The sequence below is a fragment of the Acuticoccus yangtzensis genome (genome assembly GCF_001927245.1).
Taxonomy (GTDB): Bacteria; Pseudomonadota; Alphaproteobacteria; order Rhizobiales; family Amorphaceae; genus Acuticoccus; species Acuticoccus yangtzensis.
The window spans coordinates 553874-579504 of sequence record NZ_MJUX01000002.1 but is presented as its reverse complement, the minus strand read 5'-3'; the positions used below and the strand labels follow the sequence as shown (position 1 = coordinate 579504).

Sequence of the window (25631 nt, the reverse complement as noted above, 5' to 3'; positions counted from 1 at the left end):
GGCACTTCGCCTCCAGACGAGATTTTAATGGACTATCGCAAGCTCGGCCGCACGGACCTCGCCGTGTCGGTGCTGACCCTCGGCACCATGACCTGGGGCCGCCAGAACACCCCTGACGAAGCCTTCGCCCAGATGGACCGCGCCGTCGACGCCGGCATCAACATGTTCGACAACGCGGAGATGTACCCCGTCCCGCCCGCGGCCGAGACGCGCTTCCGCTGCGAGGAGATCATGGGCGACTGGTTCGCCTCCCGCAAAGCGCGCGACAAGGTGATGATCGCCACCAAGGTCGCCGGCCGCTCCCAGATGACGTGGCTGCGCGAGGACGGGCACGCCCCCAAGCTCGTCGCCCGCGACATCAACGAGGCCGTGGACGGTTCGCTGCGCCGCCTCAAGACCGACTATATCGACCTTTATCAGGTCCACTGGCCGGACCGGAACGTCAGCCAATTCGGGTCCAACCCCACCGTCTATTCCGAGCCGGACAAGGCCGCCGACGAGACCCCTATCGCCGAGACGCTGGAGGCGCTCGGCGCGCTGGTGAAGGCCGGCAAGGTGCGCCACATCGGCCTCTCCAACGAGTCCACCTGGGGCGTGATGAAGTACCTTCACGCGGCCGAGATGCACGGCCTGCCGCGTGTCGCGTCCATCCAGAACGCCTACAGCCTGCTGAACCGCACGTTCGAGGTGAACCTGGCCGAAGCCTGCACCCGCGAGGACGTCTCGCTCCTGTGCTACTCGGCGCTCGCCCAGGGCTACCTCACCGGCAAATACCGCAACGGCGCGCTGCCCGAAGGCGCCCGCAAGACGCTGTTCAACCGCCTTCAGCGCTACGAGGGGCCCGGCGCCACCGAGCTGAACGACACCTACCTCGACCTCGCTGCCGAGTTCGGTCTCGACCCGGCGCAGATGGCCATCGCCTTCGCCGCCTCGCGCCCGTTCATGACCAGCGTCATCATCGGCCAGACCTCGGTGGAGCAGCTCGACACCGTGCTCGGATCGCTTGACGTGACGCTGCCGGAGGAGCTTCTCACCCGCATCGACACGCTGCACCGCGCGCGCGGCAACGTCGCCCCCTGACGGGCTCGCCCCGCCGCTCGCCGCCGCCGCCAACCTCCCGGAGACGCCCATGTCCGCGCTGCTACCCGATGCCGTCGCGCCTCTGGGCGCCCTCTTCCTCATCGTGCTCTCCTTCTTCACGAGCGCGTTGACGGCGGCGGTCGGCATCGGCGGCGGCGTGGTGCTCCTGGCGGCGCTGACCTTCGTCATCCCGCCCATCGCCCTCGTTCCGGTGCACGGCGTGGTGCAGCTCGGGTCCAACACCGGCCGCGCCATCATCATGGCCAAGAACGTGTCGATGCGGCTCATCGTGCCCTATGCGCTGGGCTCGGTGGTCGGCGCCGTCCTCGGCGGCCTTCTGGTGGTGGAGCTGCCGGGTGAGGTCATCCTGCTCGCCATCGGCGTCACCATCCTCACCACCACGTGGATGAAGCTGCCCCCGCTCGGCAAGGGCGAGCGCGGTGTTCTGGCCGGGGGCGGCCTCATCGGCACCTTCTTGACGATGTTCGTCGGCGCCACCGGCCCCTTCGTCATGATGGTGCTGCGCCAGGCGGGCCTGCCCCACGTGCGCCTCGTCGCCACCCACGCGATGGCGATGGTGATCCAGCACGGCCTCAAGGTCGCCGCCTTCACGACGCTGGGATTTGCCTTCTCCGAATGGGCGCCCATGATGGCGGCGATGATCGGCGCCGGCTTCCTCGGCACCCTCGCCGGGGCCAAACTGCTCAACACGCTGCCGGAGAAGACGCTCAAAAAGGCGCTCAACATCGTGCTGACGCTGATTTCCGTGCAGCTCATCGTGCGCGCCCTGGCCGACCTTCTCTAAGGCCGCGGCACGACCGAAGGAAGGCTCGCCATGTCCGATCCCGTCTCGCAGGACGATATCCTTGCCGCCGCCGAGCGCATCGGCCCGCATGTCCGCCGCACCCCCGTCATGGCGCTGGACGGCCCGGCCTTGTGCGAGGTGAAGCTCGAATTCCTCCAGGCCACCGGCTCCTTCAAGGTGCGCGGGGCGTTCAACACGCTCCTGTCCTCGGTGGTGCCCGCGGCGGGCGTCGCCGCGGCGTCCGGCGGCAATCATGGCGCCGCCGTCGCCTACGCCGCCCACCGCCTCGGCCACAAGGCGGCGATCTTCGTGCCCACCATCGCCAGCCCCGCCAAGGTGGACCTCATCCGCGCCGCCGGGGCCGAGGTCACCCTCATCGGCGAACGCTACGCCGAGGCGCTGGAAGCCTGCGACGCCTATATGGCCGATACCGGCGCCATCGGCGTTCACGCCTATGCGGCCGCCAGCACCATCGCCGGTCAAGGCACCGTCGCCGCCGAGTGGGAGACGCAGACCGCCGGGCTGGACACCGTCCTCGTCGCCTGCGGCGGCGGCGGCCTCGTCAGCGGCATGGCCGCGTGGTTCGCCGGGCGCGTCAAGGTCGTCGCCGTGGAGCCGGAAGGGTCGTGCGCGCTCAAGGCCGCGATGGACGCCGGGCACCCTGTCGACGTCACCGTCGAGTCCATCGCCGCCGACTCGCTGGGCGCACGGCGCACCGGCTCCATCAACCTCGCCATCGCCGAACGCTATGTCGACCACGTGGCGCTCGTCGCCGACGACGCCATCCGCGCCGCCCAGCGCGCGCTCTGGCAGACCGCCCGCATCGTCACCGAGCCCGGCGGCGCCGCGGCCTACGGCGCGCTTCTGTCGGGCGCCTACGTGCCCGAACGCGGCGAGCGCGTCGGCGTCCTCGTCTGCGGCGCCAACACCGATCCAGTTATTTTTAATAACGCACTGCACGACGAGGCGTGATACCCTCGCTCATCGTCACGGGAGGACCTGATGAGCTTCACGCCCTACATCCATTTCCAAGGCCAATGCCGCGAGGCGATGACCTTCTACGCCGACGTCTTCGGCGGCGCGCTCGAGCTGACGACCTACGCCGACGGGCCGCCCGACATGTGCCCGCCCCACTCGGCCGACCGCATCATGCACTCCTGCGTGATGACCCCCGCCGGCCCGCTCTTCGCCTCGGACTTCCCCGCCGGCATGGACGGGGATCCGCAAAAGGCGGTGTCGGTCTCGCACGCCGCGCCGGACGTTCCCCGCGGGCAGGCGATCTATGACCGCCTCGCGGACGGCGCGGACATCATCATGCCCTTCGGCGAGACGTTCTTCTCACCCGGCTTCGGCATGCTGAAGGATCGCTTCGGCACCCATTGGATGATCATGGTCATGCCCGCCGACCCCTCATGATTGCGCTTCTTCCCCGCCGCTCGGAAAGGGTTTAGCAAAGCGTCAAAACACGAAAGGACGCCCATGCCCTCCCTTCTTCTTCTTGCCGGCGACGGAATCGGCCCTGAGATCATGTCCGCCACCAAGCGCGTGATCGACTACCTCAACACCAAGGGCGCCGGCTTCGAGACGACCGAGGGCCTCGTCGGCGGCGCCGCGTTCGACGCGGTCGGCACGCCCTATCCGCAGGACACCGTGGACAAGGCGGAGGCGGCGGACGCGGTTCTCTTCGCCTGCGTCGGCGGCCCGAAGTGGGACGAGATCAAAGAGTACGAGATGCGCCCCGAAGCCGGCCTCCTCGGCCTGCGCAAGCATTTCGAGCTCTTCGCCAACATCCGCCCGGCGATCAGCTATCCCGCGCTCGCCGACGCCTCGTCGCTGAAGCGCGAGGTGGTCGAGGGCCTCGACATCGTCATCCTGCGCGAGCTGACCGGCGGCGTCTATTTCGGTGAGCCGAAGACCATCACCGACATCGGCAACGGCCAGAAGCGCGCGATCGACACGCAGGTCTACGACACCTACGAGATCGAGCGCATCGCCAAGGCCGCGTTCGAGCTCGCCCGCGCCCGCCGCGGCAAGGTCACGTCCATGGAAAAGCGCAACGTGATGAAGTCCGGCCTCCTCTGGCGCGAGGTGGTCGAGCAGACCCACAAGCAGGGCTACGAGGACGTCACGCTCGACCACATGCTGGCCGACGCCGGCGCCATGCAGCTCGTGCGCGATCCCAAGCAGTTCGACGTTGTAGTCACCGACAACCTGTTCGGCGACATGCTGTCCGACATCGCCGCGCAGCTGACCGGCTCGCTCGGCATGCTTCCGTCCGCCTCGCTCGGCGCGGTCGACCCCAAGACCGGCCGCCGCCGCGCGCTCTATGAGCCGGTCCACGGCTCCGCGCCCGACATCGCCGGCAAGGGCATCGCCAACCCGATCGCGATGATCGCCTCCCTCGGCATGGCGCTGAAGTACTCGTTCGGCATGAACAAGGAGGCCGACGCGCTCGACGCCGCCATCGCCGGCGCGCTGGATGAGGGCGCCCGCACCGCCGACATCGCCGCCGGCGGCCCGACCGTCGACACCGTCGGCATGACCGATGCGATCCTGAAGCAGCTCGACCTGCGCCTCTGATCGAACGCGGCCGCGCCCTGCGCGCGGCCGCTCCCCTTCGACCGGCGGCTTCAGTCGACCCGCGGCTTCAGTCAGCGGAAAATCCTCTAGCCCGGCGCGAACCGCCGCAGGCCTTCCGTTCGGCGCGTGCGGACTTCCACGATCAGGTGTAATCGGGGCCGGACACCAACTCAGGCTCCCATGGCCCAGTCGAACAACGCCCGCGGCGCCGCGCTCATCACCTTCTCCTCGTTCAGTTTCACCTGCAACGACATCGCAATGAAGGCCGCCTTCCTGTCGATTCCCGTGGCGGAAGGCATCTTCGCACGCGGCATCTTCGGCACGCTCTTCATCGCCCTCCTCGCCTGGCGCCTCGGGGCGCTCACGTTCCGGCCCACACGGAGGGAAGCGCGCTTCCTCGCCATCCGCACCTTCGCCGAGCTCGGCTCCACCGTCACCTATCTGCACGCGCTCAGCGTGATGCCGATCGCCACCGCGTCGAGCGTCCTGCAGTTCGTTCCGCTGGGGGTCACCATGGCGGCCGCGCTGCTGCTGGGCGAACACGTCGGTTGGCGACGTTGGACCGCGATCGCCGTCGGCTTGTGCGGGGTGCTCATCATGATCCAGCCCGGCACTCAAGAGTTCGACGCCAACCTTCTCTACCCGCTCGCCACCGCCGGCTTCGTCATCCTGCGCGACATCACCACCCGCAGCATGAGCCCGCGCGTGCCCACCGTCTTCGCCAGCCTTCTGACGATGGTCACGGTCACCATCTTCGCCGGGCTTTGGATGAGCTATCAGGGCATCGTCGTGCCGGACCAAACGGCGACGGTCGCCTGCCTCATCGCCGGGGTCTTCATCATCGCCGGCTACATCATGAGCGTGTCGGGCATCCGCATCGGTGACATCTCGGCCGTCTCGCCGTTCCGCTACACGATCCTCATCTGGTCCATGTCGCTCGGCTACCTGGTGTTCGGCGAGGTGCCGACGGCGTCCACCATCGCCGGGGCGCTCCTCGTCGTCGCCGCCGGCCTCTACACGCTGTGGCGCGAAACCCGCGTCTCCCGCGCGACGGTGGCGGCGGAGGCGGACTCGCGCCCCTTCCGCGCGGAGTGAGGAACCCGCGCGGTCCCGCACGTCGCGCCGGCACTTTCTTTCACGTGAAGCCGCGCCTCATGCGGCTTCCGCCGTCCCGATAGCCCCCCTCCGAACCGCCGCCGCCGCGTCGACGAAGCGGCGGTCCGCCCACGCACCCTCGCTGAATTCGCCGCGCAGACGCGCCAGCTCGTCCGCCAGGCAAGCCTCGAACAGCGCGGTGTCCACCACCTCACCCGTCGCCAGGCGGGTCCGCTCGCGCAGCCAGGAGGACATGTGCAGGACGGCCAACTCCGCCGACGACGCGCCGTGGACGACACCGCCGACATTGACTGCGCCGAACCCCCTCAAACGCGCCTCGGCGTGGCCCAGCGCGATGCGGATGTTGCGGCTGAGACCCTCCACCGTGCGTTCCCCTTCGTAAGGATCCGCCAATCCCGGCTCCGGCTCGCCCGTCAGAAGCGGGGCAGGCATCGCACTCACCTGATTGTCGTCGGGGATGGTGACGTCGAACACCTGACCGACGTGCGCCACAAGCCAGGGATGGGCGACCACGCGGCCGTCGTGCCCGTCCGTCGCCGCGCGTTCGCAGTCGGCCCGCAGGCGCTCCAGCGTCTCGGAGACCGCATCGGTGTCGAGCGCGTCGGGCACGGCGGCAGTCATCGGCGCAAGGGCCAGCACGCCGCGCCGGTGCGCCGCCTCGACCACGCGGCGGCTCATTCCGCGGAGGAAGCCTCGCCCCAACTGGATGAAGCGCCGGTCCGGCAAGACCGCCGCGGCGTCATGCGCCCCGGCCGCGTTGTTCGCCACCGACGCCGCATAGTCCCAACGGCCGCACGTCAGCGCCACGATGCGTCCGCGCAGCGCGGCGATGATGCCGTCCGCCTCCGCCGCCGCATTGATGGAGCCGATGGGAACGCTCACCTTCACCGTCCCCTCCGGCGCGCCGAGACGCGACTCGATATGGGCGAGAACGTCGTCCCACAATGCCGCCTCCGCCGCAGCGTCGATGCGCGGCAGGGACAGGCTGACCACGCGGTCCGCCTCGCGCCGCAGCGCCAACGTGTGAACCATGTTCAGCGTCACGTCCGCGAAGGCCGCGGCCACCGGCTCACCGTCGACGGTGATCGACGGCTCGGTGAGGTGCAGGCCGCGCGGGCGCATCATCACATGCGGGCGCGTGCGTGCCGACGGACCGCCGTCGAACCCCATCGCGGAGTGGGCCACGTGATCCAGAAGGGCGATCTGCGCGTCGATGGCGCGTGTCCAGTCCGGCGCCGTCAGCTCCTCGAGGTCCGCGACGACCGTGGCAGCGCCCGTCTTCAGCGCGGAGTTGAGGGAGGACGGATCCGCCGGCACGGCCAGCTCGACCTTCCTGCGGGCCAACCCGGCGGGGATCTCCTCCACCTGCCACGCCGCCGGATCGACGACCACGCGCGGGGGCGGAGCGCCGGCCGCCGCGGCCAGAGCGCGCTGGTGCCGGGCCGCCAGCACCGCCGCGCGGCGGCCCTGGCCGAGCCGGTGGACCGATGCCACGAGGTCCAGCGCCGGGGCGGACAAGATCTCATCATACCGGGCATGACGTTCGCCCGTCACCTCCACCCGCTGAGCCGCTTCGATCACGCTCCTCTCCCTCACACATCGCATCGGCGCCCGGCCTTGCGGCGGGCGCATCGGATGATCTGTGGCAGCCGGGCTGGTGATCAATGCCGCACCCGCGTCGGCTGAAGCCGGGCGGGGCGAGCGAAGACCGCTCACAGAGCCCGACCCACGCCCTATATGAAGCCCATGGCCGACCCCATCCTCACCCTCACGCCCGAGGGCCTCTATTGCCCGCGCGGCGGATTCCACATCGACCCGGTGCGCCCCGTGCCGCGCGCCGCGATCACCCATGGCCACGCCGATCACGCCCGGCCGGGGCACAGCGCCGTGCTCGCCACGCCCGAGACCCTCGGCATCATGGCCGTGCGCTATGGCGAGGCGTTCTGCGAGACGCGTCAGGCGGCACCCTACGGTGCGCGCACCACGGTGGGGGAAGTGACGGTGAGCTTCCACCCGGCCGGCCACGTCCTCGGCTCGGCGCAGATCCTCATCGAATCGGGCGGTCAGCGCGCCGTCATTTCCGGCGACTACAAGCGCCAGGCGGACCCCACCTGCGCCCCGTTCGAGCTGGTGCCGTGCGACCTCTTCGTGACCGAGGCGACCTTCGGCCTTCCCGTCTTCCGCCATCCCGAAGCCGCCGACGAAGTGGCCAAGCTCCTCGCCTCGCTGGCGCTCTTCCCGGACCGGCCGCACCTCGTCGGCGCCTATGCGCTGGGCAAGGCGCAGCGGGTTCTCGCCCACATCCGCCGCGCCGGCTACGACCGGCCGATTTATCTGCACGGCGCATTGGAGCGGCTGACCGCCCACTATGTCGCGGCGGGACAGGATTTCGGCCCGCTGCTGCCGGTGAAGGGGGTGGACCGCAAGGAGTTGGCGGGCGCGGTGGTGCTTTGCCCGCCCGGTTCACTCTCCGACCGCTGGGCGCAACGTTTCGGCGATCAGGTCACCGCCTTCGCTTCGGGATGGATGCGGGTGCGCGCCCGCGCGCGTCAACGCGGTGTCGAGCTGCCCATGGTCATCTCGGACCATGCCGATTGGGAAGACCTGTGCACCACCATCGTGGAGACGGGCGCGGCGCAGGTATGGGTCACGCACGGCCAGGAGGATGCGCTGTGCCACTGGGGCCGAACCAAGGGGATCGACTGCCGGCCGCTGCACCTTCTCGGCTATGGCGATGGGGATGACGGGCCGGAGGAGGAGACGGCTGCGGAGGGCGGCCAGGAAAGCGGCCAGGAGATCGTAAGCGCCGGCTGAGTGCCGGAGCGGCGCTTACTGGGTCGCGTAGACGATGCGGGCGACCCAATCGACGTCGGACGCGGGGACCGAGGCGTCGCCATGGTCGGGATTGACGGCGTGGAACTCGTACCCCGCGGCGCCGATCGACTTCAGCACCTTCACCGCCACCTCGTTGTTCGACAGCTTCACGACCACGCGGTCCCCCGCCTCCGGCTCGGCACCGGGGGAGATGAAGAGGACGTCACCGTCGCGGTAGAGGGGCTGCATGGAATCGCCGACGACGGTGAGCGCATAGAGCGGCTCGTGGCGGCGGTCGGGGAAGGAGACGATGCGCGGCGGGGTCGGCGCGGCCACCGTATTGCGCGGCGCGCTCGCGGGCGACTCGAACCCGGCGTGGGCCTCGCCGATCAGCGGGATCGCCATGTGCGGGTGGCTCGGCTCCGGTTCACCCGCGAACAATTCGGCGACGGTCGTGTTCGTCGCCTTGAGGATTTTGGCAATGGATTCGGTCGACGGCCAGCGCGGCCGGCCATCGGCCGCGAAGCGCTTGCTCTTGTTGAACGTCGTCGGATCGAGGCCGGCGCGGCGAGCGAGACCCGACGGCGACATGCCGTTGCGGGCTGCCAGCTCGTCGATCGCATTCCAGACATCATTATGAGCGAGCATCGGCTCCCTCCTGCTCGCAGCAGCGGTGTGAGGACAAACGGTTCAGATGTAGCCTCACGTAAAGTCACTCTGCTGAAATTCAGTTTGTTCTGGATTGACGTAGCATATGTTACGCCCCCCTGGAACAGGGCTCCACGCCGGCCCCATGCCGCGCCACTTCGGAACCCTTCGAATCCAACCGCGCCGGACCCTAAAAATATGATTTATAAGTTACTCCGCCCGAAGGAGTTGTCCGACTTCATTATGTCACAGCGGTTTGAAGGGTCGTCCGACGATCAGCGAGACGGCTTCATTCACCTTTCGTCGGACGATCAGCTCAGCGATACGATCGACAAACATTTTTCCCGAGAATCATACATTTTTGCGTTGAATTGCGGGGGACTAGAGGGGGATGTGAAGCTCCTCTGGGAGCCGTCCCGCGGCGGAAAGCTGTTCCCCCACCTCTATCGACCGCTTCTGATGGCGGACGTCTCCGCCATCCTTCCGCTGCATGAAAAAAAATGCCCGCCGAAGCAGCCATGACGTCGTTCCGAAGCAAAGGGCGCGACAACCTGCCGCACCCTTCACACTGTCACGCGGCCTTCGCGCGGCCGTTGAGCAGCTTCCTGTTCACCAACAGTTCAGCAATCTGAACGGTGTTCAGCGCCGCGCCCTTGCGCAGGTTATCGCTCACCACCCACATGGCCAATCCGTTGTCGACGGTCGGATCCTCGCGGATTCGGCTGATGTAGGTCGCATCCTCGCCCGCCGCCTCGTACGGCGTGATGTAGCCGCCCGGCTCGCGCTTATCGATCACCAGGCAGCCCGGCGCCTCGCGCAGGATGTCGCGCGCCTCGTCGGCCGAGATCGGCTCCTCGAACTCGATGTTCACCGCCTCGGAGTGGGAGATGAAGACCGGAACACGCACCGCCGTTGCATGAAGCTTGATCTTGGGGTCGAGAATCTTCTTCGTCTCGGCCACCATCTTCCACTCTTCCTTCGTCGACCCGTCGTCCATGAACACGTCGATGTGGGGAATGACGTTGAAGGCCATCCGCTTCGGGAACGCCTTGGACTTCACCTCGTCCGACACGAACACCGCGCGGGTCTGGGCGAAGAGATCGTCCATCGCCTCCTTGCCGGCGCCCGAAACGGACTGGTAGGTCGCCACCACCACCCGCTTGATCTTGGCGTGATCGTGCAGCGGCTTCAGCGCCACCACCAGCTGCGCGGTCGAGCAGTTCGGGTTGGCGATGATGTTCTTCTTCGTGAAGCCCACCACCGCGTCGGCATTCACCTCCGGAACGATGAGCGGCACGTCCGGGTCCATGCGGAAGGCGGACGAGTTGTCGATCACCACCGCACCCGCGCGGCCGATCTTCGGCGCCCACTCCTTGGAGATGTCACCACCGGCCGACATCATGCAGATGTCGACGTCGGAGAAGTCGGCGGTCTCCAGGTTCTCGCACTTCAAGGTTTTGTCGCCGTAGGAAATCTCGGTCCCCTGGCTGCGACGCGATGCGAGAGCCAGAACGCTGTCCGCCGGGAAGCCGCGCTCGGCCATGATGTCGAGAATTTCGCGGCCGACATTCCCCGTCGCGCCGACGACTGCTACCTTGTAGCCCATGTGCCTTACTCCTAGGGCATTTCCGCGCTGCCCGGCATCGGACAGCGCCTCGCACAATGCGATTGAAGCCCCTCAAGCATGTCTGGCGAGGTCAGGCGGCCGAAACACTTGAGAGAATGGCGCGTGTCATGGCGGATGTGACCCCGTGTGTCCACCGCTAATGCGCGCACCTGCGCCCGCCGATGGGACGCCGCCGCAGAGCACACGGCCCCACCGGCTGATGAAGGCGCCGGAAACTATTGTCTGCCGCCGGCGTTTATCCGTAATCACAGGCCCAACTTAGGCGCCATAACCGGACACCAAAATATGAAGCGGTTTTCGTGCCAGAACTGCGGCAACGAAGTCTATTTCGACTCCACACAGTGCGTGCGCTGCGGCAATGCGATCGGCTTCGCGCCTGACCGCGAGGCCATGCTGTCGACCACCGCCGGGACGCCGTGGGCGTTCGGCAAGTCGAGCTACAAGGCGTGCGCCAACGGCGAGCATCTCGCCTGCAACTGGCTCGTGCCCGCCGACAGCGGCAACACCTTCTGCCAGGCCTGCCAGCACAATCGCACCATCCCGGACCTCTCCGATCCGCACACGGTCGAGCTGTGGCGCGCACTGGAGCTCGCCAAGCGCCACCTCTTCTACTCGATCGAGCGCTGGAACCTGCCGCAGCCGACCAAGGCCGACGAGCCCGAGCGCGGCCTCGCCTTCGATTTCATCGCCGACCAGGTGAACGCCGACGGCACCGTGACCCCGGTGCTGACCGGGCACGACGCCGGCCTCATCACCATCAACATCGCCGAAGGGGACGACGCCGAGCGCGAGAAGCGCCGCACCCAGATGGGCGAACCCTACCGCACCCTCGTCGGCCACATGCGCCACGAGGTGGGGCATTATTATTGGGACCGTCTCGTCGCGGACGCGGGCAAGCAGGACGACTATCGCGCCATCTTCGGCGACGAGCGCGCCGACTATGGCGAGGCGCTTCAGGTCCACTACAATCAGGGTCCGCCGACCGACTGGGCGAACAGCTTCATCTCGTCCTACGCCACGGCGCACCCGTGGGAGGACTGGGCCGAAACCTTCGCCCACTACCTCCACATCATCGACGCGCTGGAGACGGCGTCCGAGTTCGGCATCCGCATCGGCCCCGTAACCGGGCACCGCACCCATGCGGTGGACTTCGACCCCTATACGGAAGGCACCATCGACGAGATCCTGAAGGCCTGGGTGCCGGTCACCGTCGCCCTCAACGCGATCAACCGATCGATGGGGCAGCCGGACCTTTATCCCTTCGTGCTGTCGAAGCCGGTCGAGGAGAAGCTCGCCTTCGTGCACAACCTCATCCGCACCCACGCCAAGGCGGTCGAGGCGGCCAACTCCGACGCCGACCGCGCGCACCGCGGCTGGTGGCGCCGCCTCGCGGGCTGACCCTTCCGCACAGCGGCGAAGGCGTTATCTAACGATCATGACGATGGGCATGACGGGTAACGCCACCGCGCGCAGGGTCGCCGCAGACACGGCGGCAACAGACAGGGCCGCCGCAGACGTGGGCGCCGCAGACACGGCCGCCGCAGACATGGCGTCGGCGAACCCGGCGGCCGTCCTTCCCGAACCCTTCGCCGGCTGGTTCGCGGGCCAGGGATGGGCGCCGCGTCCGCACCAGCTCGCCCTGGTGGAGAAGGCCGAGGCGGGCCTGTCGTCGCTCCTCATCGCCCCCACCGGCGCGGGCAAGACGCTCGCCGGCTTCCTGCCCAGCCTGATCGAGATCGCGCACGAAAACCGCCGCCGCAACGCGCCGGTCCGCGAGGGGCCGCACACCCTCTACATCTCGCCCCTCAAGGCGCTCGCCGTCGACATCGCCCGCAACCTCGAGCGCCCGATCGCCGAGATGGGCCTCTCGATCACCCACGAGACGCGCACCGGCGACACGCCGCAGAACCGCCGCCGCCGCCAGAAGGAGGTGCCGCCGGACATCCTCCTCACCACCGCCGAGCAGATCGCCCTCCTCGTCTGCCAGCCGGACGCGGCGCGCTACTTCTCCGAGCTGAAGGTCGTCATCGTCGACGAGCTGCACGCGCTGGTGACGTCGAAGCGCGGCGACCTCCTGTCGCTCGGCCTCGCGCGCCTGCGCCGCCATGCGCCGGGGCTGCGTACCGTCGGCCTCTCCGCCACCGTCGCCGACCCGGACGACCTGCGCGGTTGGCTCGTTCCCCAAGCTCTTCTCGACCCCGACGCGCTGCCCGATCTGGGCGCACCCGTCCGCGTGGACGATCATCGCGGCGTCCCGCGGCGCCGCGCCGAAGCTCCGCCCTCGGGCCTGTCGGAGCTGATCGTCGTGGAAGGCGGCGCCAAGCCGGACCTCTCGATCCTCAAGACCGAGGCCCGCGTTCCCTGGTCCGGCCACATGACGCGCTGGGCCGTGCCGGACGTCTACGCCCTCATCAAGGCCCACCGCACGACGCTCGTCTTCGTCAACACCCGCTCCCAGGCCGAAACCCTGTTCTACGAGCTGTGGCGCATCAACGACGAGACGCTGCCCATCGCCCTCCACCACGGCTCGCTGGAGCGCGAGCAGCGCCGCAAGGTGGAGGCTGCCATGGGCCGCAACGCGCTGCGCGCCGTCGTCTGCACCTCCACGCTCGACCTCGGCATCGACTGGGGGGACGTCGACCTCGTCGTCCACGTCGGCGCGCCCAAGGGCGCCTCGCGCCTCGCCCAGCGCATCGGCCGCGCCAACCACCGCATGGACGAACCGTCCAAGGCCGTGCTCGTCCCCTCCAACAGGTTCGAGGTGATGGAGTGTCAGGCCGCGCTCGACGCCAACTATCACGGCCGTCAGGACACCCCCGCCATCAAGGACGGCGCGCTCGACGTGCTCGCCCAGCACGTCCTCGGCATGGCCGTCGCGGACCCGTTCGACGCGCTGGACCTCTTCGAGGAGATCCGCTCCGCCTACCCCTACCGCACGCTCGACTGGGAGACCTTCGAGCGCGTCGTGGACTATGGGGCCACCGGCGGCTACGCGCTCCGGGCCTACGACCGCTACGCCAAGATCCGCCGCCGCAAGAAGGACGGCCTCTGGAGCATCACGCACCCCAACGTCGCCAAGCAATACAGGCTGAACGTCAGCACCATCGTCGAACTCGCCTCGCTGCCGGTGCGCCTCGTCTCGCGTCGCGGCGGAACGCTCACCCGGCGCGGCCCCGTGCTCGGCCAGCTGGAGGAATATTTCCTCGCCACGCTGGCGCCCGGCGACACCTTCCTCTTCGCAGGACAGGTGCTGAAGCTGGAACAGGTGCTTCAGAACGAGGTCCTCGTCACCAAGACCGCGCAGACCGAGCCGAAGATCCCCTACTATGGCGGCTCGAAATTCCCGCTCACCACCTACCTCGCCGCAGGGGTGCGGCAAATGCTGGCCGACCCCGCCCACCGCGAAGCGCTGCCCGAGCAGGTGCGCGAATGGCTGGACCTGCAGGCCGTCCGCTCGCGCCTGCCGCGCACCGACGAGCTGCTGGTGGAGACCTTCCCGCGCGGCAAGCGCCACTATCTCGTCGCCTACCCGTTCGAGGGCCGCCTGGCGCATCAGACGCTGGGCATGCTCCTCACCCGCCGTCTGGAGCGCGCCGGGGCGAAACCCATGGGCTTCGTCGCGTCCGACTATGCGCTGGCCATCTGGGCTCTGGAGGACCTCTCCGTCTTCTACGACGATGCGCCGAACACCATGGCCGACCTCTTCGCCGAGGACATGCTGGGCGACGATCTCGACGAGTGGCTGGCCGACTCGATGCTGATGAAGCGCACCTTCCGCGCCGTCGCGCAGATCGCCCACCTGGTCGAGCGGCGCCACCCCGGCCAGGAGAAGACCGGGCGGCAGATCACCATCTCAACCGACCTCGTCTACGACGTCCTGCGCAGCCACGAGCCGGACCACATCCTGATGCGCGCGACCTGGGCGGACGCGGCCACCGGCCTCCTCGACATCCGCCGCCTGGGCGAGATGCTGGCCCGCGTGCGCGCCCACATCGTCCACGTGCGCCTCCCCCGCATCTCCCCCCTCGCGGTGCCGATCATGCTGGAGATCGGCCGCGAGAGCGTGCAGGGCGAGGGCAGCGAGATGCTGCTCGCCGAAGCCGCCGACGAGCTCATCCGCGAGGCGATGGAATAGCGCCTCCGCATCCGCCGCGCATGTGAACAGCGGGGGCGCGCCGCGGCGCCGCACCCGCCTGCCCTGGACAGCCCCCTTAACCCTTTGGCAACCACACCCGCGCAGAGGTGACGGGGCTTGCGAAGGGGAACAGAATGGATACACCTTTCGGGATGGCCGCCATGTCCGCCTTCTCCATCCCCGGCCCGCGCCTGCCGCGCACGGTGCGCCGCCCCGCCGCCGTCACCACCCGCGCCCGCCTCGCCGGGATGGACGCCGTGCTCGACCCCACCGGCGCCCTCTTCTGGCCCGCCGAAAGCCTCCTCGTCGTCTCCGACCTGCACCTCGAAACCGGCTCGTCCTACGCCCGCACCGGGCAGATGCTGCCGCCCTACGACACCAGCCTCACCCTCGCCGCCCTCGCCGCCGCGGTGGAGCGTCACCGGCCCGCCCGCATCCTCTCCCTCGGCGACACCTTCCACGACCCCTTCGGCGCCGAACGGCTGACGCCCGAGGCGCGCGACCTCATCGGCGCGATGATGCGGCGCGCCGCCTTCATCTTCGTCACCGGCAATCACGAGAAGGACGGCGCCGCCGCGCTCGGCGGCCGGGTGGCGGACGCGGTCACCATCGGCGGCACCACCTTCCGCCACATCCCGTCCGCCGTCGTGCCGGACACGCCCGAAGTCGCGGGGCACCTTCACCCGGCCGCACGCATCGCCGTCAAAGGCCGCAGCCTCAAGCGGCGGTGCTTCATCGGCTGCGACAGGCGCCTCGTCATGCCGGCCATGGGCTGCCTCACCGGCGGCCTTCCCGTCACCGACCCCGCCTTCACCGCCCTGTGGCCCGCCGGCCCGGACCCGCGCCCCGCCGTCCACCTCATCGGCCGCGAGCGCGTCTTCTCCCTCGGAGCGACGTGAAAGCCCGTCGCGCCGGACATTCGCCCATGCTAAATTCGTTCTCTGAAGCAACTGGACCAGCTGTCCGGCCGTTACCCAATCCGCGGCTGAATCAGATATCGTCCTGATGACCGCAGGAGGCGTCACGGCTCGTCAGAATGCTCGACAGATCGAACCCTAGCGACGACGATCCCTTTGAGGAGCTGGCCTCCGCCGCCTGCAACCTTCTCGCCGACAGTCTGGGCGTGCGTTACTGCGGGATCGTCAATGCCGACGAAGCCACCCTGCGTGCCTCGTCGTCCGAGTTCTGGTATCTGCCCGACGACGTGAAACGCCGCATCGTCACCGGCCTGTCCGACGCGGTCCTCACCGCGGAATACGACGCCTACATCACCCTCTCCAGCCAGCTCATCACGCTGGACGAGCCGAACCTCGGCGGCACCCTCGGCGCGCTGTTCTTCCCCGAAACCGAAGTCACCGTGTTCGCCGTCACCCCCGCCGGGCGGGAGATCGACGCCACGCGCTTCCGGCGCGCCGCCGTCTCGGCTCTGCCCATCCTCTACCGGCTGGAAGACCTCAGGATGGAACGCCTGCGCCTGCTGCAGCAGGCGAGCCTCCTCACCCACGTTGAGGAACTCGCCAAGGTCGGCGGCTGGGAGCAGACGCTCGCCTCCGGCCGCATGCTCTGGTCGGACGAAGTCTACCGCATGCACGGCCTCGAGAAAGACGGCATGCTGACGCTCGACCGCATGCTGGCCCTCTACCCCTCGCCCGCGCGCGAGCGGCTGACCATGGAGCTGGAACGCGCCGCCGCCGAACGCTCCAGCTTCGACGTCACGACGCCGATCCGCACCGCATCCGGCGACCAGCGCATCGTGCGCACCGTCGGCCGCGCCGAGATGGGACCGCAGGGGCCGATCCTCTACGGCATCACCCAGGACGTCACCTCGCAGATGTCGGCCGAGCGCCGCCAATGGTGGGCCGCCAACCACGACACGGTGACCAAGCTCCCCAACCGCCTCCTGTTCGAGGACCGGCTGGAAACCGCCGTGCAGCGCGCCCGGCGTGACGGGCGGCAGTTCGCCCTCATCATCCTCGAGCTCGCCAACCGCAACCACCGCACCACCATGTCCGGCTACACCCTGCCGGACAAGCTGATGCTCGACGTCTCCGCCCGCCTCTCCGCCGTCACCCGCGGGTCCGACACCATCGCCCGCCTCTCGCTGAACGAGTTCGCGATCATCCTGACCGACGTTCACGACCGCGAGACGCTGAAGCCCGCCCTCTCGCGCCTGCAGGCCCAGGTCAGCGCGATGCGGCGTGAGGATCCCGGCACCGACATCGTCGTCAATGTCGGCGTCGCCTTCTTCCCCGAGCACGCGACCGGAGCCGAGGAGCTGACCCGCGCCGCCGAGATGGCGCTCGCCCAGTCTCGCCGCACTCCGTCCGAGCCCGTGCGCGTGTTCGACGATCAGATCGCCAACGACGTCGCCAAGCGCCGCCAGACCATCCTCGCCCGCGCCCGCGAAAGCCTGAAAAAAGGCGAGTTCGTCCCGTACTATCAGCCGCAGATCGACATCGAGACCAACCAGATCGTCGGCGCCGAAGCACTCGTGCGCTGGCACACCGTGGATGTCCTCCTGGACGCCAAAGACTTCGCCTACGTGCTGGACGACCACGAGGTCGGCGGCGAGGTCGGCCGCGCCGTGCTCAATTCCGTCATCAGCGACATCGGCAAGCTGCGCGAGATCACCCAGCGGCCCTTCCGCGTCTCCGTCAACGCCTCCCGCACCGAGGTGCTGCGCAACGACTTCCTGGACTCCTTCCTCGAGAAGACCCGCAACGAAAACCTGCAGCCCAACGATTTCATCATCGAGATCACCGAGGACGTCATCATCGGCGTCGACGATCAGACCCTGCACGACAAGATCAGCTACCTCGCCTCCTCCGGCGTCGAATTCTCGCTGGACGATTTCGGCACCGGCTACGCCTCGCTGATCCACATCACCAGCTTCCCGATCAAAGAGATCAAGATCGACAAGCAGTTCGTGTTCGGCATCGAGTCCGACCGGCGCAAGCGGGCCATCGTCAAAGGCATCATCCAGATCGCCCGCTCCATGGGACTGCACGTCATCGCCGAGGGGGTCGAGACGGTCGAGCAGCAGGAGGCCCTGCGCGACATCGGCTGCCGCTACGTACAAGGCTACCTCTACGCCTTCCCGCTGCCGTTCGACGAGTTCGCGGCGATGCTCTACGGCGGCAACTGACCCGCGCGCTCATCGGCGGCGAATGACACTCACGCGCAGCCGCCGCCCTGGCAGTTGGCATGCCACGTGTTAGCCTTCAGCACGACCTGAAGGAGTCTCTCAATGCTTGCCCTCACCGGCTATGTCGACCGTCTGTCCGCGCGCCCCGGCGAACCCATCGAATTCAAGCTCTCCAGCACGGGCACCGAGCCGGTCGAGGTGCGCCTGGTGCGCGTCATCAGCGCCGACCCGAACCCCGCAGGGCCCGGCCTGATCGAGGACGACCTTTCCGCCACCTTCACCACCTCCGTGCCCTCGCGCGTTCAAACCCACATCGTCGGCTCCTCCGGCAGCGCGCCGATGCCGCCGATGCCGGACGGCGCGGTCACCCTCACCGCTCTCATCTGGCCCACCTCGCCGAAGAAGGGCGAGCAGATGGTCCTGTGCGCCCTCGGCGACGGCGGCCTCGCCTTGACCATCGGCGCGGACGGCGCGGTGAATGCCGTCACCGCCGGCGCCAGCGTGTCCACCGGGGCGCCCCTGTCGCCGCATGCCTGGTACCGCGTGTGGGCGAGCCTCGACCCGGCCAGCGGAACGCTCACCGCCGGTCATCACGCCCTTCACCCGCCCTTCGGTGCCGAGCCTCCCGTGGTGGTGCGCGCGAACGGACCCGCCGGCGCCGTCACATGGCCGCAGAGCATCGGCTTTGCCGCAACGCCTGCCCAAACGCTGCACTATAACGGTAAGATCGAGGCCCCCGCGATCCTCCCCGGCGCGTTCGACCGTCCGCCCGAAGGCGCGTCACCCATCGCGGCGTGGGACTTCGCCCGGCAGACCTCGTCCACCACACTGGAGGACACCGGACCGCACGGTTGCCACGGCACCATCGTCAACCTGCCCGCGCGCGCCATGACCGGCGCGAGCTGGGATGCCACCGAGATGCACTGGGTCAGCGCCCCGGAGCAATATGGCGCCATCCACTTCCACGACACCGACCTGTCCGATTGCGGCTGGGAGACGGACTTCGTCTTCACCGTCCCGGACGAGCTCGCCACCGGCAACTACGCCATGCGCCTCACCTGCGGCGCGGAAGAGGACACGATCCCCTTCTACATCCTGCCGCCCAAGGGGACCCGCACCGCGGACCTCGCCGTCCTCATCCCGACGCTCACCTACGTCGTCTATCAGAACTTCGCCCGGCCCGATTTCGGCCCCGCCTTCCGCGAGCGCGTCGCCGAACTCGGCGGATCACCTCACTTTCCGGGCGACCACCCGGAATATTCCGTCTCCACCTACAACCTGCATTCGGACGGGTCCGGCGTTTGCCACGCCAGCCACCTGCGCCCCTTCCTGACGATGCGGCCCGGCCACCTCTCTTATCTCGACTATCGCGGCTCCGGCGCCCGGCACTATACGGCCGATAGCCACCTCCTCTACTTCCTGCAGAAGGAGGGGATCGCCTTCGACATCATCACCGACCACGACCTAGACGCCGAGGGGCTGGACCTCATCGCGGACTATCCCTGCGTCACCACCACCAGCCATCCCGAGTACCATACCGAAGCCACGCTGGACGCGCTGCTCGCCTACCGCAACCAGGGCGGCCGGTTCATGTATCTCGGCGGAAACGGATTCTACTGGCGCGTCGCGCGTCATCCCGAGGTGCCCGAGGCGATCGAGATCCGCCGCGGCGAAGGCGGCATCCGCGCGTGGGACGCCCAGCCCGGCGAGTACTTCAACGCCTTCGACGGTGCCTATGGCGGGCTCTGGCGCCGCTCAGGCCGTCCGCCCCAGGCGCTCGCCGGTGTCGGCTTCTCGTCCCAGGGGCCGCTGGACGGTGCGCCCTACCGCATCCTGCCCGCCGCGAAAGATCCCCGCGCCGCCTGGATCTTCGAGGGGATCGAGGACGAGGTGATCGGCGATGCCGGCCTCTCCGGCGGTGGCGCCGCGGGCTTCGAGCTCGACCGGGCCGACATCCGCCTCGGCACGCCCGCCCATACGTTGATCCTGGCGCGGTCCTTCGGCCATTCGGAAAAGTTCATCGTGGTGCACGAGGAGATGCTGACCCACCTCACCACCGTGCCGCGCGAACCCGCGCCCGACCTCGTTCGCGCCGAAATCGTCTTCTTCGAGACGCCCAAGGGTGGCGCCGTCTTCGCCACCGGGTCCATCACCTTCTGCGGCAGCCTGCCCCAAACCGGCGGCGACCCTGCGACCACCCGCATGATCGCCAACGTCATCCGCCGGTTCATCGACCCGGCGCCGTTCGCGATGCCTGCGTGAGACTGCGCGGCGCCCTCGACAGGGGGCGCCGTTTTGCCTCCGGCGGGCTCGGGCTCACCAAAGTCCGCTGTTGCGGACTTTGGCCGCGAGGAACAGAACTGCGCAACAGCGCAGTTCTAGCGATCAGGGGCGCCGCCTGATCACTGGAGCCGCCATCACGCTGCATCCCGTGGCCGAGCCGCGGCACACCGTCAAGGACAAGCGGCTAAAGCCGGCCTCCGGCTCCTTGACGGCGCACCACGGCCCGGCCCCAGAATTTGCGTGACGGCGGCTCCAGCGATCAGGCAGAGGGGGCCCGCGATGCGTGAGGCTTTCGCGGGACCCGAACGCGGTCAGGCCGTGTGCGGCGGGCTGTGGCTTTCGTTGAAGGCCAGCGTGCGCTCCACGGCGCGGGCGGCGCGCAGCAACGTGCGCTCGGCGTAGGGGCGGCCGACGAGCTGCACCGCGACAGGGACGCCGTGCGTGTCGAGACCCACAGGAACCACGATCGCCGGCAGGCCGAGATAGTTGAACGGACGCGAGCTGTGGCCCGTGTCCAGCGTCTTGGCCGCGAAGTTGGGATCGCCGTCCGGCACGATCTCGGGAACCTCCATCGGCCACGCCGGCGTCATGATCACATCCACCTCGGCGAAGGGGCCGTCCAGCGCCGCCGTCAGCAGCGCGCGCCGGTGCGTCAGCGCCTTCAGATAGGCGTTAGCCGGCACCAGGAGACCCGCCGTCAGCCGCTGGAAGGTCTCGGGGCCGTAGTCCGCCGCACGCTCCCGCAGCCAGTCGCGGTGCTGGCCGGCCGCCTCCGAGCCGATGATGATCATGTTGAGACGGTTGGCGAGCTCGATGCCGGGGATCGCCACCTCGGCGAGTGACGCACCGTCCGCCGCCATCGCCGCGAAGGTCGCCTCCAAGGCATCGCCCACGGGCGCCGTCACCGGGTCGAAGAAATAGGGCCGCGCGATGCCGAATTTCAGCCCCGCGTAGCCGTCCTCGATGCCGCGGAGCGGGTCGGGGTAGGGCATGTCGACCGACTGCGGGTCGGCCGGGTCCGGACCCGCCAGCGCCGACAGCATCAGCGCCGAGTCGCGCACCGTGCGGCACAGCGCGCCCGCCGTGTCGAGCGTGCCCGACAGCGGGAACACGCCGGAGCGGCCGATACGCCCCGCCGTCGCCTTCAGCCCCACGAGACCGCACGCGGCCGCCGGCAGACGGATGGAGCCGCCCGTATCGGACCCCAGCGCCGCGGGCACCGCACCTGTCGCCACCGCCACACCGGAGCCGCTGGACGAGCCGCCGGTCGCATACCCCGGGTTCCACGGATTGCGCGGCGGGCCGGTGTGGATGTTGCGGCCCTCCGCCCCCAGCGCGAACTCCACCGTGTTGAGGCGGCCGAGGTCCAGCGCATCCGCCGCGTCGAGCTTGGCGACGGTGTGCGCCGTCGCCGGAGCGATGCGGCCCTTGGCGATCTTCGAGCCGGCCTCGGAGAGCCAGCCCGCACGGTCGTAGAGGTCCTTGTGGGCGAGCGGCGCACCCGCCAGCATGCCCACCGGCTCACCGGCGGCGATGCGCGCGTCCAGCGCCGCCGCCGTTTCGCGTGCGAAACCGGGCTCCAGCCGCGCCACCGCGTTCAGCGCCGAGATCCGCGCCAGTGCCGCAAGGTGGGTCTCCACCAGCTCGGCGGCAGACACACTGCGCGTCGCGACGGCGTCCAGAATGGCCTCCAGGGAGGCGCCGATGGTCTCGCTCACGTGTCGTCTCGCCGTTGCATCAGGAGGGTGACGAGGTCAGCCGTCACGACGGGAGTCGTCGGGTCGTGCGGCATGGAGGCGGCGAGTTCCGCCATCCCCGCCGCGGTCGCCTCGGCCTGGTCGATGACGGCGGGGTCGATCCCCTGCGCCGTCAAAATGGCCCGCCAGTCGGGAGCACTCATGCGGTCACCTCCGGCGCGCTCGACCATTCGCGCCCCGGAATGGAGGCGAACAGCTCGCGCGTATAGTCGTGGCTGGGCGCGGCGAACACGTCCGCCGTCTTGCCCGCCTCCACCACGACGCCGCGCTGCATGACGATGATCTTGTCACACACCTGCGCCGCGACGCGGAGGTCGTGGGTGATGAACACCACCGACAGGCCGAACTTCTCGCGGATCTCGTCCATCAGCTTCAGCACCTGCGCCTGGACCGACACGTCGAGCGCGGACACCGGCTCGTCGGCCACGAGAACCTCCGGCTCCAGCGCCAGCGCACGGGCGAGGCCGATGCGCTGACGTTGCCCGCCGGAGAACTCGTGCGGGTAACGTTCCGCCACCTTGGGGTCGAGGCCGACCAGCGAGAGAAGCTCGCGCGCCCGCGCATGCGCCTCCTTGGCGGGCTTGCCGAGGTTGATCGGCCCCTCCACCAGGATGTCCGCCACCTTGCGGCGCGGGTTCAGCGACGCATAGGGGTCCTGAAACACCATCTGCACCCGGTTGCGGTAGGGCTTCAGCTCGCGCTTCGTCATGCCGGCGAGGTCGATGCCGTCGAGGTCGATCTTGCCTTCCTCCGGCTGCAGCAGCCGAACGAGGCAGCGCGCCACGGTGGTCTTGCCGGACCCCGATTCGCCCACCACGCCGAGCGTCTCGCCCCGGTCGAGCGTGAAGGACACGTCCTTCGCCGCGTGGAAGGCGGTGGGCTTACCGAAGAGGCCGCCGCCGGACTTATAGTACTTGTTGAGACCGTCCACCGTCAGCATCCGCCGGCCGAAGCCGCTGCGGGCCGCGCGCGGCGTCAGGCTCGGTACCGCGCCGATCAGCGCCTTGGTATACTCCGCCTTGGGCGCGTTCAGGATCTGGTCCGCCGTCCCGACCTCGACCAGCTTGCCATACTGCATCACCGCGATCTGGTCGGCGATCTCCGCCACCACGCCGAAATCGTGGGTGATGAAGAGGACGCCGGTCTTATGCTTCTCCTGCAGCTCGGCAATCAGCTTCAGGATCTGCGCCTGAGTGGTCACGTCGAGCGCGGTGGTGGGCTCGTCCGCCACCAGGATCTTCGGGTCCAGGATCAGCGCCATGGCGATCATCGCGCGCTGGCGCTGCCCGCCGGAGAGTTCGTGCGGATAGGCCGCCGCGATGCGCTTCGGGTTCGGCAGCTTCACCTCGTCGAACAGCGCCAGGATCTTCTCCCGCCGCGCCTTGCCGCCGAGGCTGGTGTGGACGGTCAGGATCTCGTCGATCTGCTTGCCGACCGTCATGAGCGGGTTCAGCGCCGTCATCGGCTCCTGGAAGATCATCGAGATCTTCTGGCCGCGCATCTGCCGCATCTCATCCGGCTTCAGCGTCAACAGGTCCCGGCCCTCGAACATGATCTGACCGGACGTCGGCGCCACCTTGGGCGGGAGGAGGCCCATGGCGGCCCGCGCGGTCAGCGACTTGCCGGACCCGGATTCGCCGACGACACAGGTGATCTTGCCGGGGAAGACCTGGAGATCCAGCCCCTCCACGGCGAACGTACGGTCGGCGCCCTTGGGCAGCGCGATCGACAGACCGCGCACGTCAAGCACAGGATTTTCCATCACGAACGCTCCCTCAGGCGCGGATTGAGCGCATCGTTGAGGCCTTCGCCCACGAGGTTGATGGCGAGCACCGTGAGGAGGATCGCAACACCCGGATAGGTGCAGATCCACCACGCGCGCCTCAGCACCGTGCGCCCCGCACCGACCTGAAAGCCCCAGGACATGATGTTGGGATCGCCGAGACCGAGGAAGGCGAGCGCGCTCTCGGTCAGGATCGCGGTGGCGATGAGGAGCGAGCCGGCGACGATGATCGGCGAGATCGCGTTGGGCAGGATCTGAATGAGGATGACCTTCCAGTCGGGCATCCCCATCAGCACCTGCGCCTGCACGAACTCGCGGTTCCTCAGCGAGATGAACTCGGCGCGCACCAGCCGGGCGAGCGGCGGCCACGACACCACCGCGATGGCGATGACGACGCTTTCCATCGACGGCGTCATGATCGCCACCAGAAGGATGGCGAAGATGAAGGACGGGATGGTCTGGAAGACCTCCGTCACGCGCATCAGAAGATCGTCGATCCAGCCGCCATAATAGCCGGCGAGACCGCCCATCAGGGTGCCGAAGGCGACCGCGACCAGCGTCGCCACCACGCCGATGAAGAGCGAGGTACGCGCCCCGTGGGCGATGCCGGCGGCGACGTCGCGCCCCAAGGTGTCGGTGCCGAAGAGGAAGTCACCGGACAAGGGCGGCAGCATCGGCCGGCCGACCAGGGCGAACGGGTCCGCCGGATAGATCACCGGAGCGATGGCGGCGAGCAGGATGACGAGGAAGAGGAAGGCCAGGCCGACGAGGGCCGAGCGGTTCCGGGCGAAGCGCCGCCAGAACATGAAGCGTTTGGGCGGTGCGGGGACGGTGGCTGCGGCGGCGTCCGTCATCACAGCTCAATCCTGGGATCGAGGAACGTGTAGAGGATGTCGACCAAAAGGTTCACCACCAGAACGAGAACGGCAGACAGGAAGAAGATGCCCAGCAAGAGGTTGAGGTCGCGCGCGAAGAGGGACTCGAAGGCGAGCTGACCGAGGCCCGGCCAGCCGAACACGGTCTCCACGATCACCGACCCGCCGATCATCGCCGACACCTGCACGCCGGCCATCGTCAGCACCGGCAGGAGGGCGTTGCGCAGGATGTGCTTGAAGGTAATGCGGCCCTCTTTCACGCCCTTGGCGCGGGCGGTGGTCACATAGTCCATCCCCGCCTGCTCCAGCATGGAGGCACGCATCAGGCGCGTGTAGAGGGCGAGGTAGAAGAGGGAGAGGGTGATCGCCGGCAGCACGAGATGGTGGGCGATGTCCCACACGCGGTCCCACCCTTCATAAAAGGCGGCGACGTTCTCCATGCCGGATGTCGGGAACCATCCGAGATTGATGGAGAAGACGACGATGAGCATCAGCCCGACCCAGAAGAGCGGCGTCGCATAGGACACAAGCGCCAGGATCGAGATGACGGAATCCTTCCAGGTGTTGAGGTTCACCGCCGCGAGCAGGCCCAGCAGCACACCGACACCGACGGCGAGAACGATGGTGGTGACCATCAAGATGGCGGTCGGGCCGAGGCGGTCGACGATGAGATCCCAGACCGGCATTTCGTGGCGGAAGGAATAGCCGAAATCGCCCGTGGCGATCTGGCCCACATAGCGCACGAGCTGCACGGGGAGCGGCTGGTCGAGGCCGAATTTGGCACGGAGCTCGGCCATGTATTCGGGCGTGGCGGAGCCTGCTTCGCCGGCCAGCACATCGACGGCATCGCCGGGGGCCAGCTTCAGCAGGCAGAAGTTCAGGACGACAATCGCCAGCAGGATGGGGATCGCTTGGACGATCCGCCTGGCGACATAACGCAGTCGGGCGTTGGGCATCAGCCCTCCGAATGATTGGTAAACGCG

The 25631-nt window shown here is 68.5% G+C and carries 21 protein-coding genes; 13 read left to right on the top strand and 8 right to left on the bottom strand.

Features of this window, described 5'->3' with window-relative positions; all coding sequences use genetic code 11:
• The first annotated feature begins 27 nt into the window (after positions 1 to 27).
• From BIX52_RS08830 to BIX52_RS08805, 6 genes are all read left to right on the top strand, one after another.
• Positions 28 to 1080 carry an aldo/keto reductase gene (locus BIX52_RS08830; protein ID WP_075220650.1) on the top strand — a complete coding sequence of 351 codons (1053 nt, stop codon included), beginning with the start codon at positions 28 to 30 and terminating at the stop codon, positions 1078 to 1080.
• 49 nt (positions 1081 to 1129) lie between these two features.
• On the top strand, positions 1130 to 1885 hold the full coding sequence (locus BIX52_RS08825; RefSeq protein WP_075220649.1) for a sulfite exporter TauE/SafE family protein: 756 nt from the start codon (positions 1130 to 1132) through the stop codon (positions 1883 to 1885).
• A 30-nt stretch (positions 1886 to 1915) separates the two neighbouring features.
• Positions 1916 to 2857, top strand: coding sequence for a threonine/serine dehydratase (locus tag BIX52_RS08820; RefSeq protein WP_075220648.1), 942 nt, complete (start codon positions 1916 to 1918; stop codon positions 2855 to 2857).
• A gap of 30 nt (positions 2858 to 2887) precedes the next feature.
• Positions 2888 to 3301 (top strand): VOC family protein, encoded by a 414-nt coding sequence (locus BIX52_RS08815; protein ID WP_075220647.1) that lies wholly within the window; start codon positions 2888 to 2890, stop codon positions 3299 to 3301.
• 63 nt (positions 3302 to 3364) lie between these two features.
• On the top strand, positions 3365 to 4465 hold the full coding sequence (gene leuB, locus BIX52_RS08810; protein WP_075220646.1) for a 3-isopropylmalate dehydrogenase: 1101 nt from the start codon (positions 3365 to 3367) through the stop codon (positions 4463 to 4465).
• Positions 4466 to 4645: 180 nt separating this feature from the next.
• Positions 4646 to 5560, top strand: a complete 915-nt coding sequence (locus BIX52_RS08805) for a DMT family transporter (protein ID WP_075220645.1) — start codon at positions 4646 to 4648, stop codon at positions 5558 to 5560.
• Positions 5561 to 5617: 57 nt separating this feature from the next.
• Here BIX52_RS08805 and BIX52_RS08800 read toward each other — a convergent pair whose 3' ends face one another.
• Complete coding sequence (locus BIX52_RS08800) at positions 5618 to 7162, bottom strand: aldolase/citrate lyase/malate synthase family protein (RefSeq protein WP_075220644.1); 1545 nt, start codon at positions 7160 to 7162, stop codon at positions 5618 to 5620.
• Between the two features lie 156 nt (positions 7163 to 7318).
• On the opposite strand from BIX52_RS08800, the gene BIX52_RS08795 reads away from it, so the two are divergent.
• On the top strand, positions 7319 to 8395 hold the full coding sequence (locus BIX52_RS08795; protein WP_075220643.1) for a ligase-associated DNA damage response exonuclease: 1077 nt from the start codon (positions 7319 to 7321) through the stop codon (positions 8393 to 8395).
• A 15-nt stretch (positions 8396 to 8410) separates the two neighbouring features.
• Here BIX52_RS08795 and BIX52_RS08790 read toward each other — a convergent pair whose 3' ends face one another.
• A complete protein-coding gene (locus BIX52_RS08790) occupies positions 8411 to 9043 on the bottom strand; it encodes a S24 family peptidase (protein ID WP_075220642.1) in 633 nt (210 codons plus the stop codon).
• Between the two features lie 198 nt (positions 9044 to 9241).
• Between BIX52_RS08790 and BIX52_RS23220 the strand changes: the two genes are divergently transcribed.
• Positions 9242 to 9565, top strand: a complete 324-nt coding sequence (locus BIX52_RS23220; RefSeq protein WP_075220641.1) for a DUF952 domain-containing protein — start codon at positions 9242 to 9244, stop codon at positions 9563 to 9565.
• Positions 9566 to 9614: 49 nt separating this feature from the next.
• Here BIX52_RS23220 and BIX52_RS08780 read toward each other — a convergent pair whose 3' ends face one another.
• Positions 9615 to 10649 (bottom strand): aspartate-semialdehyde dehydrogenase, encoded by a 1035-nt coding sequence (locus tag BIX52_RS08780; RefSeq protein ID WP_075220640.1) that lies wholly within the window; start codon positions 10647 to 10649, stop codon positions 9615 to 9617.
• 306 nt (positions 10650 to 10955) lie between these two features.
• Here BIX52_RS08780 and BIX52_RS08775 point away from each other — a divergent pair, with 306 nt between their 5' ends.
• From BIX52_RS08775 to BIX52_RS08755, 5 genes are all read left to right on the top strand, one after another.
• Positions 10956 to 12068 (top strand): zinc-binding metallopeptidase family protein, encoded by a 1113-nt coding sequence (locus BIX52_RS08775; RefSeq protein ID WP_075220639.1) that lies wholly within the window; start codon positions 10956 to 10958, stop codon positions 12066 to 12068.
• A 148-nt stretch (positions 12069 to 12216) separates the two neighbouring features.
• Positions 12217 to 14805: a ligase-associated DNA damage response DEXH box helicase gene (locus tag BIX52_RS08770; protein ID WP_075220792.1), complete on the top strand. Its 2589-nt coding sequence runs from the start codon at positions 12217 to 12219 to the stop codon at positions 14803 to 14805.
• A gap of 134 nt (positions 14806 to 14939) precedes the next feature.
• Positions 14940 to 15704, top strand: a complete 765-nt coding sequence (pdeM, locus tag BIX52_RS08765; RefSeq protein ID WP_205647735.1) for a ligase-associated DNA damage response endonuclease PdeM — start codon at positions 14940 to 14942, stop codon at positions 15702 to 15704.
• 137 nt (positions 15705 to 15841) lie between these two features.
• On the top strand, positions 15842 to 17950 hold the full coding sequence (locus tag BIX52_RS08760; protein WP_075220638.1) for a putative bifunctional diguanylate cyclase/phosphodiesterase: 2109 nt from the start codon (positions 15842 to 15844) through the stop codon (positions 17948 to 17950).
• A gap of 102 nt (positions 17951 to 18052) precedes the next feature.
• Positions 18053 to 20212, top strand: coding sequence for a N,N-dimethylformamidase beta subunit family domain-containing protein (locus BIX52_RS08755; protein WP_075220637.1), 2160 nt, complete (start codon positions 18053 to 18055; stop codon positions 20210 to 20212).
• Positions 20213 to 20544: 332 nt separating this feature from the next.
• On the opposite strand, the gene BIX52_RS08750 is transcribed toward BIX52_RS08755, so the two are convergent.
• The 5 genes from BIX52_RS08750 to BIX52_RS08730 are packed head-to-tail and all read right to left on the bottom strand — an operon-like array spanning position 20545 to position 25604.
• On the bottom strand, positions 20545 to 21951 hold the full coding sequence (locus tag BIX52_RS08750) for an amidase (RefSeq protein WP_075220636.1): 1407 nt from the start codon (positions 21949 to 21951) through the stop codon (positions 20545 to 20547).
• Positions 21948 to 22133 carry a hypothetical protein gene (locus tag BIX52_RS08745; RefSeq protein ID WP_075220635.1) on the bottom strand — a complete coding sequence of 62 codons (186 nt, stop codon included), beginning with the start codon at positions 22131 to 22133 and terminating at the stop codon, positions 21948 to 21950. The genes BIX52_RS08750 and BIX52_RS08745 overlap by 4 nt, the downstream gene beginning before the upstream one ends.
• Entirely contained in the window at positions 22130 to 23752 is a 1623-nt protein-coding gene (locus BIX52_RS08740; RefSeq protein WP_075220634.1) for an ABC transporter ATP-binding protein, read from the bottom strand. Before BIX52_RS08740 ends, BIX52_RS08745 begins: the two co-directional genes overlap by 4 nt.
• On the bottom strand, positions 23752 to 24627 hold the full coding sequence (locus BIX52_RS08735; RefSeq protein WP_083660127.1) for an ABC transporter permease: 876 nt from the start codon (positions 24625 to 24627) through the stop codon (positions 23752 to 23754). Before BIX52_RS08735 ends, BIX52_RS08740 begins: the two co-directional genes overlap by 1 nt.
• Positions 24627 to 25604, bottom strand: a complete 978-nt coding sequence (locus BIX52_RS08730; RefSeq protein ID WP_075220633.1) for an ABC transporter permease — start codon at positions 25602 to 25604, stop codon at positions 24627 to 24629. Before BIX52_RS08730 ends, BIX52_RS08735 begins: the two co-directional genes overlap by 1 nt.
• Positions 25605 to 25631: the final 27 nt, after the last annotated feature.